This is a genomic window from Loktanella sp. F6476L (genome assembly GCF_023015725.1).
GTDB lineage: Bacteria > Pseudomonadota > Alphaproteobacteria > Rhodobacterales > Rhodobacteraceae > Yoonia.
On record NZ_JALKAR010000014.1, the window covers coordinates 18402 to 33233 of the forward strand.

Consider the following 14832-nt stretch of genomic DNA (forward strand, 5'->3'; position numbering starts at 1 on the left):
ATGGTTAACTCGCGCCGAAAAGATCTCGGGTGAAGATCTTGTCTTCAACGTCTGTTAGATCGTCTGTCAGGCGGTTAGCGACGATGAGGTCCGCCTCGGCCTTGAACGCTTCGAGGTCGTGGATCACTCTTGAACCGAAGAAGGATTCGTCTTCCATGATCGGTTCGTAGACAATGACTTCGACGCCTTTTGCTTTGATCCGCTTCATGATCCCTTGCACGGATGATTGCCGGAAATTGTCGCTGCCTGCTTTCATCACGAGGCGGTAGATACCTACGACCTTCGGCGCCTTCGCGACGATCTGATCTGACAGGAAATCCTTGCGCGTGCGGTTGGCGTCGACGATCGCTTGCATCAGGTTCTGCGGCACGTCGGCGTAGTTTGCCAGCAGCTGTTTGGTGTCTTTTGGCAAGCAATAGCCGCCGAACCCGAAGGACGGGTTGTTGTAATGGTCGCCGATCCGCGGATCGAGGCCAACGCCTTTGATCAACTCTTCGGTGTTCATGCCGCCCGCCAGCGCATAGCTGTCGAGCTCGTTGAAATAGGCAACGCGCATGGCGAGGTAGGTGTTGGCGAAAAGCTTGATCGCCTCAGCCTCGGAGGGGCCGGTGAGAAGGATTTCGACGTCCTTTTTGATTGCCCCTTCGAGGAGGAGTTCGGCGAAGGCCCGCGCCCTGTCCGACTTTTCTCCGACGATGATGCGGGAAGGGTGCAGGTTGTCGTACAGCGCTTGCCCTTCGCGCAGGAATTCGGGGCTGAAGATGATGTTTTCGTTGGTGAAACGGATCCGGGCTTCTTCGACAAAGCCAACGGGAATCGTTGACTTGATGACGATCAGCGCGTCGGGGTTTTGTGCAGTGACTGTTTCGATGACTTTGTCGACGGATGAGGTGTCGAAGTAGTTCGCGACAGGGTCGTAGTTAGTCGGGGTTGCGACGATAACGATGTCAGCGTCTGTATAGGCGTCGGATGACACCGTCGCAGTCAGATGCAGTTTTTTTTCAGCGAGATACGACGAGATTTCCGCATCAACGATTGGGTTCTCGCGATTGTTAAGCATAGCGACGCGATCTTTAGAGAGATCGATTGCGACGACTGTATGGTTCTGCGACAGCAAAATAGCATTGGACAGGCCCACATAGCCAATTCCGGCGACGACAATTTTCATTAGTCGGTATCCTAAAGAAATAAAATAATTTGCATGTCTATAGCCTGCTTTGGCTGTTCGATTAAAGTGAATTTACGGGGTATGCTATTGAGAATTACGTCCAAGCAGGGCGCAACGCGTTAGAATAGGATTAAGTGGTATGCTGAAGTTGTTACTGGCGATTTGGTTGACAATCGCAGCCCCGGTAGTGGCGCAAGACTATGATAGTTGGGAGGTGAGGCAGTTCGATTTTGCCGATCCTCTGTTGAACTTCACGACCGATGTCGTCTTGGGGGCGGTGGTCAACACCGCGCCGATGAACGTGCCTGACGCGGGGGCTATCGTGAATATCACGAACATCGGCAAGGTTACCGAGCCGCGTGATTGGATGGGGATTTCGATTGTCGGGTATGCATTGAACAGTCCTGCAGTCGCTGAGGCCTTGTGCAAGAGCGAGATCGCGGCGGCGGGCTATGAGGTTCACAATATCCGTAGCGTGCCGAATTTGACGATGGCCGAGGCCTTTGCAACGAAGAGCAACGGGGCGCGTCTGACATCTGGTAGCCTGTCACGTTGCTATGCGCGCGGCAGCAGTGCGTTGGCTGTGCATGTGCTGTTTGATGTGGCGGACGTCACGACGCAAGACGACTATCAGATGCGCCGGCTTGCTGCACTTGATGTGTACAAACGCTTTACCGACGGGATGTCTTTCGCAGACGGGCGGCCTGCGCACTTTGGTGAACAGATGCAGGATATCGTGGTCACGATTGGTGATCAGACAACTCGGATCGGCGTCCCCGCGATCTGGGAAGTCGCGTTTAACGATTTTACGGGCGCGCTGCCTGCCGAGATGCAGTTGATACGCGCTGATGGCGATGGACCGTCGAAGGGATTGATGTGGCTGTACGTTTTCGAGGGGCGCAAGCCCGTTGATTTGGCCGAGGTCGCGGTGCCGGTTGTCACGGAGTATTTTCAGGCGTTGAGCGATGAACCGACGACGTTCGATGTAACCGAAAATGTTGCGGATGATGACCTACCTGACCTTATGGCTCAGCGGTTGCGGATCAATGTCGGTGGGGTTGGCGATATAGAAGCGAGCTTCATTTGGCATGGCGAGCGGGTTTATGTGATCGGGCTCTGGCAGAACTTTGCGCCAGCGACGGACCGGATGAGTTTCTTTAGTCGGCTGCCGGGGCAATCGTCGTTTTTGATGCTGAAGAACAGTCTCGAGCGGTCGTTGCAATGACATATGCTGCTTCGTTTCCAATGCTTTACACTGATTGGTATGCTGCGCGTTTGTTCATGGACGCAGGTGTGCCAGCGGCTGATGTATTGGCTTGCGCGGGCGTCACGCAGGCTGTCTGGGATGGCTGCCAAGAGCGCTACAGCCAGTTGCATTTTGCCGATACGGGATGGGTGGCGCACGCGTTTGAACGGGGCGGTTTGGCGGCACCACAGGGGGATCGCGCCTTATACAAGCACCTGACTGGGAAACGTGCGCCGCTCCGGTTTGGCATGCGTGATCGGTTGGCGGCGGTGCGGCGGGTGGTTGAAGCGGACCCGCGGATTGGGCCGTTTGCGGATGTCTACTGGATTGCGCAGTATCTGTGCGAACGGCATTTTCCTACGATCCGCTACGTTCATAATGGCACGCATGTATGCGTCGCGGGACAGCCGCTACAGACGAAGAAGGGCGATGTGATTGAAGGCATCGATTGCGCCGCGTTTCGTAAGCTGGGTGAGCGGTGGTTTACCGACGGTAAACGCGTATACGGGCAGGGTGAACAGCCTACGTCGCGCCATTGGTTCGTGGCACGTGGCGCTGATCCGGCGACGTTTCGGGTGCTCAATCAACGGTATGCGGCGGATAAGGAAGCTGGGTATTACATCACCAATTTGCGGCTGACGGGCGGCGATCCGGGCAGTTTTGCGGTGGTCAGCTATCCTTATGGTAACCCCGTCACGCAGCACGCTGAACATAGTCATTACGCAAAGGATTCGCACCGTGTTTACAGCTACGGTGTTGCAATAGATGGGGCCGATGCAGCGAGCTTTGAGGCGATTGGCGTAGAGGGCAAGTACTTTGCCGATAAGCACCGAATCTATTGGGAACGCACGCCGATTGAAGGCGCGGATCGGGAGAGTTTTACCTGCGCGATAGAGGTTGGCCAGTACCGCGCGTTTGACAAAAACAGGGTCTATTACGGCGGAAAGGTCGTATCGTCTGCCGATGACCATGATCGGTGGGCGGCGTATTTCGCGGCACGGCCTGATGTGAAGACGGCTTGGTTTCATAATCAACCAGGGCAGACAGAACGTGTGCCGATTGGCGGCCCGTATTTTAGCGATGGTCAGCGGCTTTGGGTTGAAGGTCGCAAGCGCGGACAGCGTGAATGGGTGTCGGTCGATTACATCGATCACAACAGCTTTCGGCATGTGGTCGATGTGTTCGCAATTGATCGGTCTGGTTTGCGCTATGTGGAACCACGGCTGGAGGGATATGAGCGGCCTGTTGTGAAAGGCGCTGATCCTGAGAGTTTCGAAGCCCTCGGCGACGGTTGGTATCGCTGTGCCAATCAGGCGTATTTCATGAACCTGACCGATCCGCGCGACTATCACCGGTTGGTGATTGTGAAAGCGGATATGGCGAGTTTCCGTCTGCTCGGCGGTGCCTATGCGATGGATGCGGAGGGGTTAATCGTGGAAGGCGTGCGCAAGCGCGACGTTGCGGATCCGGAAGCGGTGAAGCCGATTGGCCGGCTATTTGCGACGATGGGTGAGGCGCTGTTGTTCCGCGGGAAGGAATTCAAACGGATCGGTGCGCTTGATCTTGAAACGGCGCGAAGTCCTGCGCCGCGCCTGTTAATCGACAGTGCGGGTCACATGCTGTTGGGGAGTCGGTATCGCAAACCTGTGGCGGGGATGAACGCACCGGCCTTGCGGTTCCTAAATCCGTATTTCGCGGTGGATGGTGGGCAGTTGTACGCGCTGACGGACGATGGTCTGATGCTATGCGAAGGTGCGGATGTTGAGAAAGTTACCGTGACGGGTTCACACAGCGTGGGCGACGGAAAACAGCGTTTTGCGTTGGAAGGCAACCGTTTGGCGCAAATGTCCTGTTAGGCGGCCGCTCGCCAAGTTGAGAGGATGTTTGGATCAAGTTGCGATACTGCGGGATCGTAGCGTTCAAGCAGGATCGCACCGACGATGGCAGGCAAATCTTGGAGCCATGCACCTGAGACGTCGAAAGTGATAGGCGTTGCTTGGCCGAGGCACATAAGGACAAGCGTTTTGATGTCGCTTTGTGCCGATGCGGCCAATTCGCTTAGTGACCGTGTGCTAGGCAGAAGGGCAGGATTCAGGCGCTGTGCTGCGCGTTTATCAATATCGGCGGGGCAAGAGATTTCGCGCAGAAAAAGGTCCGCGACGGTGCTAAGCTCAACATCTGCGCACCACGACAGCGCGATGGCTCCGATCTGGGTGACGCCTTGAGCTTCAATAAAGGCTTGCCAGCGTGTGGCCGGGCAGGGGGCAAGTGCTGTTAAAAGAGACTTGGTGTTGTCGTCGATGGATGCGCGTTGGCGCAGGGTGTCTGCTGCGAATGCTGATCGCTGCCACATCTGGGCATCGATGTGCAGACCAGTCCAAATGTCGGCGAGTGTCAGGTCAGTGCCAAGGCGGAAGGCGCCTGTGAGTGGGTCGATAGGTTTGGCCATTGCGTTAGAATTTTTCAGTTAGGTTCGGGGCGTAGTTGGGATTGGAGTTGTGGGGCTTCACGTCCATGTCGTTATGATCGTCACCAACCAGCCCAAACGTGACGCGATTACCGACGGCTCGTGCCGTACCTGGCGCTGGAGCGTAGTCATATGTTCCTAAATCGAGGCTCGTGTCATCAACCGCGCCGCCATAGTAGCGACACTGCCAGCCGCGCCCGCCATGCCCTTGCAGCAGACGGTAGGTTTGGTTTTCCGCGTTCCGGTTTCCAAGACCTGCGTCACCGTGGAAAACGGGGGCCGTCAGACCGCTGTCAGGCGCCCAGGTGTTCCCTTGGCCGTCGACATAGTGTGATATTTCAGTGCGTTGCGGAGTGCGGCCGTGTTTCGGGATGATCCGGTTCACAGGGATTGGGTTGCTCGACGGGCACCGATTGCAGGCGTTGCGTTCGATATGTTCGCGCCCATACGGGTCAATAGTATCGCCTATGGAAACCTTTGTGCAGATTTTGTCGGTCCGGCATGTCCCTGTCGGGCAATTATAGGGCGGCAGGGGCCGTGTGGCTGGATCAAGCGCCTCTGATCTGACGAATGGTTCAACCTTTCGTGCAACGCTATCAGCGATAATACGCGCGGATTCTGGGTTCATCATGGTCTAGATTTTTCCTTTCACGAATTCCCACCAAAAACCAACCTTCCCGTAGAAGAGCTCTTTGTCTTGGACTGACATGTGGAAAGCCGCTTCGCCAAGATAGGCTGCGACACGTTGGTTGGGGTTTGGCACCTGTTCAATCACAGCATCGCGATAGGCGTCATCCGCGACGAGGTTAGGTGTGACAAGTCGCAGAACTGCCATCGACACAACATCGCCTTCGCGGCAAACTTCGAGCCATGCGCAGTCCAGAATGGCCTGATCGACGATATAGAGACGTTGGGCTTGTGAGAGCGTTTCGCCCTGTTCCCAAAAGACGCGTCCTAAGAAATCGGCAAGCCGGTTGCGGAACACCTGATCTGTGATTTGGGTGAACATTTCGATTTGTTGCACGTTGACAGCGTAGGGTTATTCCAGCGGAAGAGCTGCACTGTTTGGTCCGCTGAGTGCGGGGCGGGTGATAACGGATGGCACGCCAGATTTGAGCGCATAGAACCGCTCTGACGGTCCCCAGAACGCTGCGGCGTCGGTAGCCTGAAGCGTGCCGAGAAAGGCGAGCAGGATGCGGGTGTCGTAGAACCGGAAAAGGGCCATTTGCGTTCCTTCATCAATCGTGACGTTGAGCCAAGAGGCGTAGTGGCGACGCAGGTCGTCGATGGCCGTCTCTGTTTCAATGATAAACCCTGCGTGGGGGTATTTCGCGGCGTGGAGCAGATCGCGGACTGCTTTGGGCTTTGCCCCGTCGAGAGGCAAAACGGTGATGACCACCCGTCCTTTAAGGCTAATAGGTTGCGCTGATTGATAAATTAGTCGCCCATTGACATGGTCGAGGCACCTGCGGCCGCATTCTCACCACAAGAGATCGCATCGCCCACACGCCCCGCAGGTTTACCATTAATATACACCGTCCCAGATCCGGCAGCCAGGCTACGCGGATGCGGTGGCGCAAGACATGTTGGGCAAGCATATGGCGCTTAGGCGTCGCCCTTGCGAACAGCGGCGATCCCTTCGACAAAAACGTCGGTTGACGCCACAATCGATGGGGTGGAGGGGAAGTGGCAGGCATGACCCGAGCCGGTGTCACCCAAACGGGTTGTTTTAGGCATAGGTAACTCCTCGCCTAAATTTCTGTTGCAGCATCAAGATCACGGCCGCATCATGAAAAAGCCAATCAGCATCAGTATCATTGAAACAAGAACCATAATCCACAATTGAGCTACGATCGCGCCCAAAAAAATCATGAATCCAGTACCTGTGATGAGCTGGCCTGCGAAATCCCAAACCGTCCGAACCATAAATTTTATGAAACCCATTAGTTTTGACTTCTGCGGCACCAAAATCTAACAAACCAGATGAGACAAACTCTCTCTTAGTTTAGGCCGCCATTGGTCCCAAAAACCCTGACGACGGACACCGTCATAATAGTAAACATGAAATGCACAGACTTTGATCTTCCAAGAAGCCACCCCCTTTAATAGCACTGAAATCCTTGGTCCGAATCAGGCGATTCCTAAGGGGATTCAGCGACACCTCCAGTGGGATGGAAGCAATAAGTCTAGAGTTTTTGCTCTTTTGGATGCGTCACTCATTCAAGGTTTGCCTGAGGTGTTGCAGGGGACTGGTTTGCAGAATGCGTGTTTATTTCAGGGTGACGCTGAACAAGAATTAGGTGATGCAGCCCCGTGGCTGGTTCAGCTTGACCTTCGGTCAGAATTTACGCGCCAGATCTTCACTGTTGGTTCGGAGCCTTGGAGCTACTGGTCCCGATCGCCTTTAGTTCTAGAGAGCAATTATACCTTTCGAAAGATGCTTAAGAACCTGCGTCGTTATACACGAATAAGGGACACGCAGGGCAAGTGGTTCTATTTCCGGTTCTGGGATCCAACGACTGTGAAATCCATTTTTGAGACTCCTGAAATGCGTCATCTTCAAGGCCTCTATGGCGCGAACAAAATCCTGATGCCCGCGGGCGAATACGCGTGGATTACGGATAGCGAAGGTGTTGAGGCTCGCGGTCCTAGTGTTGTCCTTACACCCGAGATCTGGGCTGCTTTGCAAAGGACTAAGTCAATTCAGATTTTGAATAAACTCGTTATTCAAATCAAGACGGATGAACCAAATCCTTTCGGCTGGTCAGACGGCCGCATTTTGGAAGTTGCCCGAGCATGGTATAACGCGAGCGTTGCGGATGAAAACGCGTTGGTTGCGTTGACTGTTGGATGCATGCGTAGCAATCTCGCTCCAGTTGCATATGCTGATCTTCACACTGACATTTGGCAGAATGAAATGATACCAACGACAAAGAAGGCACGTTTGATGTTGAAAGCAACTCCTGAGGCGACGGCGTGAAATGCTTCCTTTTTTGTGCTGCCTTTTTGGTGCATCTATTTCCCCTAAAATTGTACGCGGAGACGCTGATGGACAATGAAATGAACCGCTACTGTTTGGGGCACTTCCTGCTATCTGTCGATCAGCGGTTTACGTCTCGTTTCAATGAAACGACCGCGCGATTTGACCTTGTGAATTTTGAGCGTTTGGATGTGTCTACTGAAACTGCTTTCAATCAGTTTGTTTTGGCGCGATCCCAAGAGCTGACTGAAGCTGACCGTGAACGCGATCCTATCTTAACGGAAATCCCAAATGGCCGCCTGTACGAAGTTCGCGAAACGTCTCGGGGTGGTACATCTTATGGGTTCGTTTTTCGGGATAATGTAGGTTTTGAGGTGCAGTCGACGTTTTCTGATAGATTGGCAGATCAGTTCAGGGCAAATGCGGTAGATGTGTTGTCACGTTTGCGCCCACTAAATAGTGCCTTAAATAATAACGCTATTTTCTGTTTTTCATCTGGATATATTCTCGGTCCAACTGCTGCGCCTGATAGGTCCAAGGTTTACGAGGCCATTTTTGAGTCTCAGGATGGTCTTAGGCTCAAGGTGACGTCTGAATGGTTGGCAAAACCTGAGATTTCCTTCGACTTTGATACGTCTCTTCCTTGGGCGTCTGGCCGCACAGTTGGTGGAACACTCGGTGTAGAAGCGCGTTTAGATAGCGGTGAAACCGTTGGCGGCGGGGGACTGACCGTTTTGCCTCCGACAGGTGGGCAAAGATATTACGAAGGGACGGATGGAAGTGCGCCGGGTTTACGGTTGACTATTCACCTTTGGATTGCGGATGAGGGGCAAGCATCGGCAATTGATGCGCAAGCCCTAGATCAAATATGGGAAACGCTACTATCAAGCGCGGCCCCTTTGCCTGCGTTGGCCACGAACTGATGGGAACTGTTGATCGCGTCTGCGAAATCTGTCCGCTTGATTTGGCGCTACCGGTTGTATTTGTTCCGGGCATTATGGGGTCCCGTCTCAAGCAAACCAATAGCGGCCTCAATGTCTGGGACCCTGTTACGCGCTCATTTTTGTGGCAATACGCAGGGGCTGGCCCTGGCGCACGACGCAGGCTTGTTATTGGGAATCCGGGTTCGTTTTTCGATCCGAATTTTCTAACCGTTGATTTCGCGGACGCCGAATGGATGTCCGACCATGTCCCTGAGAATGTGGCACAAGAAAAGGTTGATCGCGGGTGGGGCGGCCTCGTCTGGGATTTTTACGGACCGTTCGTGCAATGGATGGAACGCGACATGCCGCGGGTCCTGACAAACGATGATCCACGGATGGGAGGTCTAAAAGTCGAGGCTTTTGCCGAACCCTATAACTGGGCAGGTGATAATGGGGCGTCTGCTGAAGGACTGAATCGTCGGGTTAGTCAGGCCATGTCTGAGACGGCCGCTAAATATGCTGGTACCGAGACTTGTGTCCTAAAGCCAATTGTTGTGACCCACTCCATGGGAGGCTTGGTCGCCCGCGCATTTGCAAAAGACCAACCAAATGCAGGGCAGGTTTCCGCGATAATTCATGGCGCGTTGCCAACACAAGGTGCACCAGCAGCATATAAACGTATGATGGCAGGGTTTGAAGGTGGTGCATCTGTTGCATTGGGGGTGACAGGATCGCAGGTTGTTGCGATCGGGGCCAATTCACCGGGCGTTCTAGAATTGCTGCCGTCAACATTCCACAAAAACCGTAATGGTAACAAAAAATGGTTGCGCTTTACGCTTGAAGGCGCACCTGTTCTTGAGTTGCCGCAGTCTGATCCTTACTCTGAGATTTACGCTCGTGAAGATGTTTGGTGGCGCCCGGTCCAGATTGATGAAATTGATCCCGAAACGCCAGATCCGTTAGAACAAGAAGCGGCTTGGACAAGCTATCTTTCCAATCTTGAGCTGGCCAAAAACTTTCATGGTGGTTTGGGCGAGAGCGCAGGTGGGTTTCATCCAAACACCTATATGCTGTACTCCGATTCTTCTGCATTCCTGTCCTGGGACGAAGTTGAATGGCGGGGCGAGATGCCACAACGGACCGAATTGGGTGTTGAGGAAGATGTCACTATTTGGGGGATCAACACTGGCATAGATAGCCGGAGTGCTGAAACGACCGATGATCCATCGCTGTTACCACAGATGGCAACGGCGATGACATCTGCATATCAACAAGCCTCTTGGGACGTTTCATTAGGGGACGGTAGCCCGTTGGGCGCAATCCTCGATTTGGGATCTACAGAGTCAGCTGATGGCACGGGCACTCGGCTGCGTGGGACCGCTGCGATGCAGGGGGTAAACGCAGCAGGTGATGGCACAGTCCACGGGGGGTCCGGTATTCAGGTTCCTGGTAGTATTGAAAATGAACCCACGAAGACAGCAGACGGAGGTTTGGCTGGGTATTCTCATGATCAATGTTACAACAGTGATCAGGCGCGGCTCCAGGCTGCACAATGGATTTTGGAAGAGATACAGGCTCAGATTTAAGACCGAGAAACGACAATATGCAGTAACTTTAAGAGAGTGTTGCTGTTGCTTTGATTTTCTGTAGGTTGAGATGTTATGAGAGCAGCTGGATAGTACTCCTTCCTGAAAGGCTTTAGTGATGAACGCAAGATTTTCTCAAGATACCCGTCTTGGATCGTTGACGACTGCGCTGGGTGACAAAGATCTCGTTTTGCTTCAATTCACGGGTACTGACTACCTGAATGATCTTTTTGAATATCGGGTGGAAGCGTTGTCTCAACAGGATGACATCGATCTGAATGCTTTGATGGGTACTCATGCCACGGTTAAGATCGCATCGCAAAAGTTCGAAGACAGGTATTTCGATGGTATCGTTACACATGCTTGCTGGGCAGGGACGACGAAGTCGGGTCAAAAGTACGCTCTGACACTGCGCCCTTGGTTTTGGTTGGCTGGTCTAAGACGCAACCAACGTATTTTCCACAAAATGACTGTGCGCCAGATTTTGGCCGAGCTGTTTAGTTCTTACAGCGCGCTGGGAAGTCCCGCCTTCATTGACAAGCTGAACGGCAATTACCCAGAGCTTGAATACACGGTTCAGTATCGTGAGAGCGATTTAGCATTTGCCACCCGGATGATGGAACGCTTTGGGATTAGCTATCATTTCACCTTCTCGGAAAACAGCCACACGCTGGTCATGACTGATAGCATTGATGAGCACGCAGCGATTGATGGCAAGACTCGCGAATTTAAACCAAACGAAGGCCACCATGCCGGTGATCAAGAGCGGTTTTGGCAATGGCTGCCGGAACAAAATATCACCACGGGTGCTATTCGTCTGACTGACTACAACTTCAAAAAGCCAACGGCGATGATGGAAGTCGATCAGATCGGCGATGCCGGTCATGCGCATGGTCAAATTGAAAGTTTTGACTATCCCGGCGATTTTCTAGAGCAAGCGATTGGTAAAGCCGTCTCTGGTTTGCGTGTCATGCAAGAGCGTGGTGGCGATGTCCGTCATCGGGCACAAGGCGATTGTATTTCACTGTCCGCTGGCATGCGGATTGGCCTTAAAGGTGATCCTGTGGCCGGGGCAACCGACAAAGAGTTCGTGTGTCTGCAAGCCTCTCATGATTTCCGCTCAGAGGCATACGGTACCGTTACAGAAGTCAGCGACGATCCGTTCACTGGCGCTTATACGTTCATGCCAGTTAACGCGCCCTTGGCCCCAGACCGCAAAACCCCGCGTCCGGTTGTCCAAGGCCCACAAACCGCTGTTGTTGTAGGTGAGGGAGAGATTGATTGCGACGAATATGGTCGCGTCTTGGTGCGCTTTCACTGGGACCTCGACAACGCGTATTCGATGCGGTGTCGCGTAAGCCAAAACTGGGCGCATCGTGGTTATGGTGGAATGGTCATTCCGCGGATCGGCATGGAAGTTGTGGTCGAGTTCTTGGAAGGTGATCCCGACAAGCCACTGATTTCTGGATGTGTTTATAATGGTCGCAATATGCCGCCGTATGATCTTCCGGGGAACAAGACAAAATCTGTCTTCAAATCCGATACGCACCAAGGCGAAGGCTTTAATGAGCTGACATTTGAAGATCAAAAAGATCGCGAAATGATCTACATGCATGGTCAAAAAGACCAGCAGATTGATATCTTGAATGACCGAAGCAAGAATATTGGCCGTGATCAGCAAGAAGGCGTTGGCCGCGATAAATCAATCACGATTGGCCGCGATCATACGGAAACCGTTGGGCAAGATGCTAAGCATACCATCATGCGGGACGTGATGTATGAAGTGAAGCAAAACCAACAGGAAAAGTATGGCAAAGACCACATCCACTACGTGGGGAATATCCATAAACAAGATATCTACGCTGATTTCCAACAGAAGATTGGCAAGAATTCTGATCGGACAATTTTGGGTCGTTCCGTTTTGAACGTGACCGAAGCGATTACGAATAACACGAAGACCCACACGCTGATGGCCTATGATAAGTTTATTATCAAAGCCCCAGGTGCCAAGATCACCATGTCGTCGGGAAATATTACGCTTGAAGCGTCAACCATCAATTTGAAGGGCAACGTGTCCATGGGTGGCGGTGGCAGTGCACAAGTGCCGACATTGCAGGGGGCCGCAAATGAAGGCTTGCCGCTCGTGGAAGAATGTCTTGCCCAGTTAGGTGACGAGGGATAATCCAGCTCTAGTCGATATTGTCGATCACGATATCGATGGATTCAAGATGCCAAATTGCAGGTCCAGTCACGCGCACTTTTTCGCCAAACTGGGCTGCGGCAATCATAGGTGTTAATAGGTCTGGATTTGTAACGCCTCGGACGAATATCTCGTCGCAGCCGTCACGTTCACCGCAATAGTCGACGCCTGAAACGCCGCTGATTTTGAAACCATTGTAAGTTTCATTCAGGGGCTCTTCCATGAACTCGATCTGCCCGGTTATGGCGTAAGGAGGTTCTTGCGTGGATATGTTCTGCGGTGGAAGCACCAGATAGTTCAGGCAGCCAATCGGTTGATTTGACTGCGTCAATGTCCCAGCTGAGGCGGAATATGAATAACAGGTTCCTGCCTGTCCGCCCGCGATGTCTTGTAGTTTCAGCGTGGCGGGGCCGCTCCCAGCAGTGTCCCACATGTTCAACCCGTCAGGTCCGGGCAATGCCAAAAGATCTTGAGCTTGTGATGCAAGTGGCAGGCAAATGGCAATTGCTGCTAGAGGCAGATAATTCATCGTTTTCTCCTTCATTTGTTCATCCAACCCAATCAACCAATGCTTGCGCATAGACTTGTGCCAGCGCATCGCGACCGGCCTCTGTACCAGCGATTTTACCTGTTCGTTCGTGCGAACCAAAGAAGGGTTCCATCAAATATGTATTCGAGGGACCATAGGTGAACGTGGCCTTGCCGCGTGCGTTTTCCGTATGAGACTTAACCAATTGCCGCGTACCCCCGTAGATTTCGGACATTGCCGCGGTGATCGCCGTCGCAAAGGCCCGATCACCTTTGTAAATCGTCAAAGTATAGCTAGCCGATGGGGAATCTACAGAATTGTAGTGCAGTTCGAGCGCAATTTTTTTGTTGCTCGGTACGCCTTCCAAGAAAGCGGTTACCGGTTCATAGCACCGTCGCATCTCGGTTGTGTAACCGCCGCCAGCCGTCCGGAAGAAGACTTGCGCGGTGATCTTCCCGCCACCGAGTTCCGCAATCTTGGCGACAGTTCGCTCTGCAATATCGCTGTTGTAAGGAAACTCGCTTTCGCCAACGTGAGGGGATGAAGCGCCCTGCGCACGAGAGTTGTGACCAACTACAATTGCGACTTTACAAAGAGGACAGCTGCCAGTCGTTTCGGTCGTGTCTGCATCACCGCCGGCTTCATCAGCAGCTTGACCGGCTTCTTGCGCTTCCGACGTGCCTGTTTGCACATCTTCATCGACGCCGCCCTCATGTCCAAGATCTGGCGCGTCGCGTCGCGGGGCAGGGGGCTCTGGGAAAAGAGGTGGAAGTGTTTGCGCAACGTCCTTCATTTTGGACCAAAGGCGACTACATCTGCCTACAATATCAGACATTTATGCGTCCTCCTCAGCAATCTCAAAACGCAAAAGATAGGTCGTCATGCCTTTTCCCAATAGCAAACGGTGTTCGTCGCTTGATAGTGAAGTGTCCATATAGGCCGGATGCACCCAATCGTGGAGCGGATCTATCCCGAAGTGTGTTCCGAACTTGAGCGCGAGCGCGACATAAGCCACCAGATCACACCCGAAGAGATTTCGCGTCTTCCCTTGTGTGAGAGCCATGCGCACAAAATCACGCATATCTGCATCTGTCATATACGCCACATGTGCCGGAAAAGTTGATGTCATTAATTGCAGACAGGCCGGACCGTCGTCGCGACTATTGTTTTGCTCAAAGTGAGCCTGAAACGCAGAAACTGGCGTTTCGAGCGTTGCCGTGTCACTGCGCGTCGCGTCTGTGTGGGCGTCGATTTCAATCGTGAGCTGGCCAAGGCTGGGTTGTTGTTTTGCTCGCCCGTCCTGTGCAATCCAATCTGCTCTAATCAATGCGGCGCGATGCTGGGGATCGGTTTCAAAGTAACTGCCCCAATACACAACTGGGATCAGGTACTTCAGATGATCCCGCGTCTTGGTATACCCGCGCATTTGCGAGTGTTGGAACGCTAACCGTGCGGTTGCAGCAAGCGTTTGATCCGAAACATCCTTGGTTTGGCGCGGGAATTGGGCCCGCAAGAAGCCACACGCTTTTACGATGTAATTCTCACGCGCCGCTGCCGCCAAACTGTCGGTTACGGCTGGGGTGATCATGTCACTTTTTTTAATCACGTTTGCCGGTCCTAGATGCAGCTGCTTGAGCGTAGTGAACCTGTCTAACGCTTCAGGGTCAACCCGGTTTGCAACTGCCGGGCGTGTTGTTGCACCCCTCCAAAATTAATGGCAGAGTTTCAAAAAT

15 protein-coding genes and 1 pseudogene are annotated in these 14832 nt (G+C 53.1%); 6 read left to right on the forward strand and 10 right to left on the reverse strand.

Annotation, left to right across the window (positions count from 1 at the left end; translation table 11 throughout):
* Positions 1-4 precede the first annotated feature (4 nt).
* Complete coding sequence (locus tag MWU61_RS17870) at positions 5-1168, reverse strand: nucleotide sugar dehydrogenase (RefSeq protein ID WP_247129832.1); 1164 nt, start codon at positions 1166-1168, stop codon at positions 5-7.
* A gap of 139 nt (positions 1169-1307) precedes the next feature.
* Here MWU61_RS17870 and MWU61_RS17875 point away from each other — a divergent pair, with 139 nt between their 5' ends.
* Both MWU61_RS17875 and MWU61_RS17880 read left to right on the forward strand, forming a co-directional pair.
* The gene (locus tag MWU61_RS17875; protein WP_247129833.1) at positions 1308-2393 is read left to right on the forward strand and encodes a hypothetical protein; all 1086 of its coding nucleotides are present in this window, start codon (positions 1308-1310) and stop codon (positions 2391-2393) included.
* The gene (locus MWU61_RS17880) at positions 2390-4270 is read left to right on the forward strand and encodes a DKNYY domain-containing protein (protein ID WP_247129834.1); all 1881 of its coding nucleotides are present in this window, start codon (positions 2390-2392) and stop codon (positions 4268-4270) included. The genes MWU61_RS17875 and MWU61_RS17880 overlap by 4 nt, the downstream gene beginning before the upstream one ends.
* Here MWU61_RS17880 and MWU61_RS17885 read toward each other — a convergent pair.
* From MWU61_RS17885 to MWU61_RS19800, 6 genes and pseudogenes are all read right to left on the reverse strand, one after another.
* Positions 4267-4863 (reverse strand): hypothetical protein, encoded by a 597-nt coding sequence (locus MWU61_RS17885; protein ID WP_247129835.1) that lies wholly within the window; start codon positions 4861-4863, stop codon positions 4267-4269. The genes MWU61_RS17880 and MWU61_RS17885 overlap by 4 nt on opposite strands.
* Positions 4864-4867: 4 nt before the next feature.
* The gene (locus MWU61_RS17890; RefSeq protein WP_247129836.1) at positions 4868-5512 is read right to left on the reverse strand and encodes a hypothetical protein; all 645 of its coding nucleotides are present in this window, start codon (positions 5510-5512) and stop codon (positions 4868-4870) included.
* A gap of 3 nt (positions 5513-5515) precedes the next feature.
* Positions 5516-5890 (reverse strand): hypothetical protein, encoded by a 375-nt coding sequence (locus MWU61_RS17895; RefSeq protein ID WP_247129837.1) that lies wholly within the window; start codon positions 5888-5890, stop codon positions 5516-5518.
* Between the two features lie 30 nt (positions 5891-5920).
* Positions 5921-6280, reverse strand: coding sequence for a DUF4123 domain-containing protein (locus tag MWU61_RS17900; protein WP_247129838.1), 360 nt, complete (start codon positions 6278-6280; stop codon positions 5921-5923).
* 38 nt (positions 6281-6318) lie between these two features.
* Positions 6319-6465, reverse strand: a pseudogene (locus MWU61_RS17905) (PAAR domain-containing protein); the annotation flags it as partial.
* A 21-nt stretch (positions 6466-6486) separates the two neighbouring features.
* On the reverse strand, positions 6487-6618 hold the full coding sequence (locus MWU61_RS19800; protein ID WP_281502251.1) for a hypothetical protein: 132 nt from the start codon (positions 6616-6618) through the stop codon (positions 6487-6489).
* A 340-nt stretch (positions 6619-6958) separates the two neighbouring features.
* Between MWU61_RS19800 and MWU61_RS17910 the strand changes: the two genes are divergently transcribed.
* From MWU61_RS17910 to tssI, 4 genes are all read left to right on the forward strand, one after another.
* Entirely contained in the window at positions 6959-7861 is a 903-nt protein-coding gene (locus MWU61_RS17910; protein ID WP_247129839.1) for a DUF4123 domain-containing protein, read from the forward strand.
* Positions 7862-7929: 68 nt separating this feature from the next.
* Positions 7930-8784: a hypothetical protein gene (locus MWU61_RS17915; RefSeq protein ID WP_247129840.1), complete on the forward strand. Its 855-nt coding sequence runs from the start codon at positions 7930-7932 to the stop codon at positions 8782-8784.
* The gene (locus MWU61_RS17920) at positions 8730-10370 is read left to right on the forward strand and encodes a hypothetical protein (protein ID WP_247129841.1); all 1641 of its coding nucleotides are present in this window, start codon (positions 8730-8732) and stop codon (positions 10368-10370) included. Before MWU61_RS17915 ends, MWU61_RS17920 begins: the two co-directional genes overlap by 55 nt.
* Positions 10371-10488: 118 nt before the next feature.
* Positions 10489-12552: a type VI secretion system tip protein TssI/VgrG gene (gene tssI, locus MWU61_RS17925; RefSeq protein WP_247129842.1), complete on the forward strand. Its 2064-nt coding sequence runs from the start codon at positions 10489-10491 to the stop codon at positions 12550-12552.
* A gap of 7 nt (positions 12553-12559) precedes the next feature.
* Here tssI and MWU61_RS17930 read toward each other — a convergent pair whose 3' ends face one another.
* The 3 genes from MWU61_RS17930 to MWU61_RS17940 are packed head-to-tail and all read right to left on the reverse strand — an operon-like array spanning position 12560 to position 14687.
* Entirely contained in the window at positions 12560-13114 is a 555-nt protein-coding gene (locus tag MWU61_RS17930) for a hypothetical protein (protein WP_247129843.1), read from the reverse strand.
* Between the two features lie 4 nt (positions 13115-13118).
* Complete coding sequence (locus tag MWU61_RS17935) at positions 13119-13934, reverse strand: N-acetylmuramoyl-L-alanine amidase (RefSeq protein ID WP_247129844.1); 816 nt, start codon at positions 13932-13934, stop codon at positions 13119-13121.
* Positions 13935-14687: a hypothetical protein gene (locus tag MWU61_RS17940; RefSeq protein ID WP_247129845.1), complete on the reverse strand. Its 753-nt coding sequence runs from the start codon at positions 14685-14687 to the stop codon at positions 13935-13937. It lies immediately after the preceding gene.
* Positions 14688-14832: the final 145 nt, after the last annotated feature.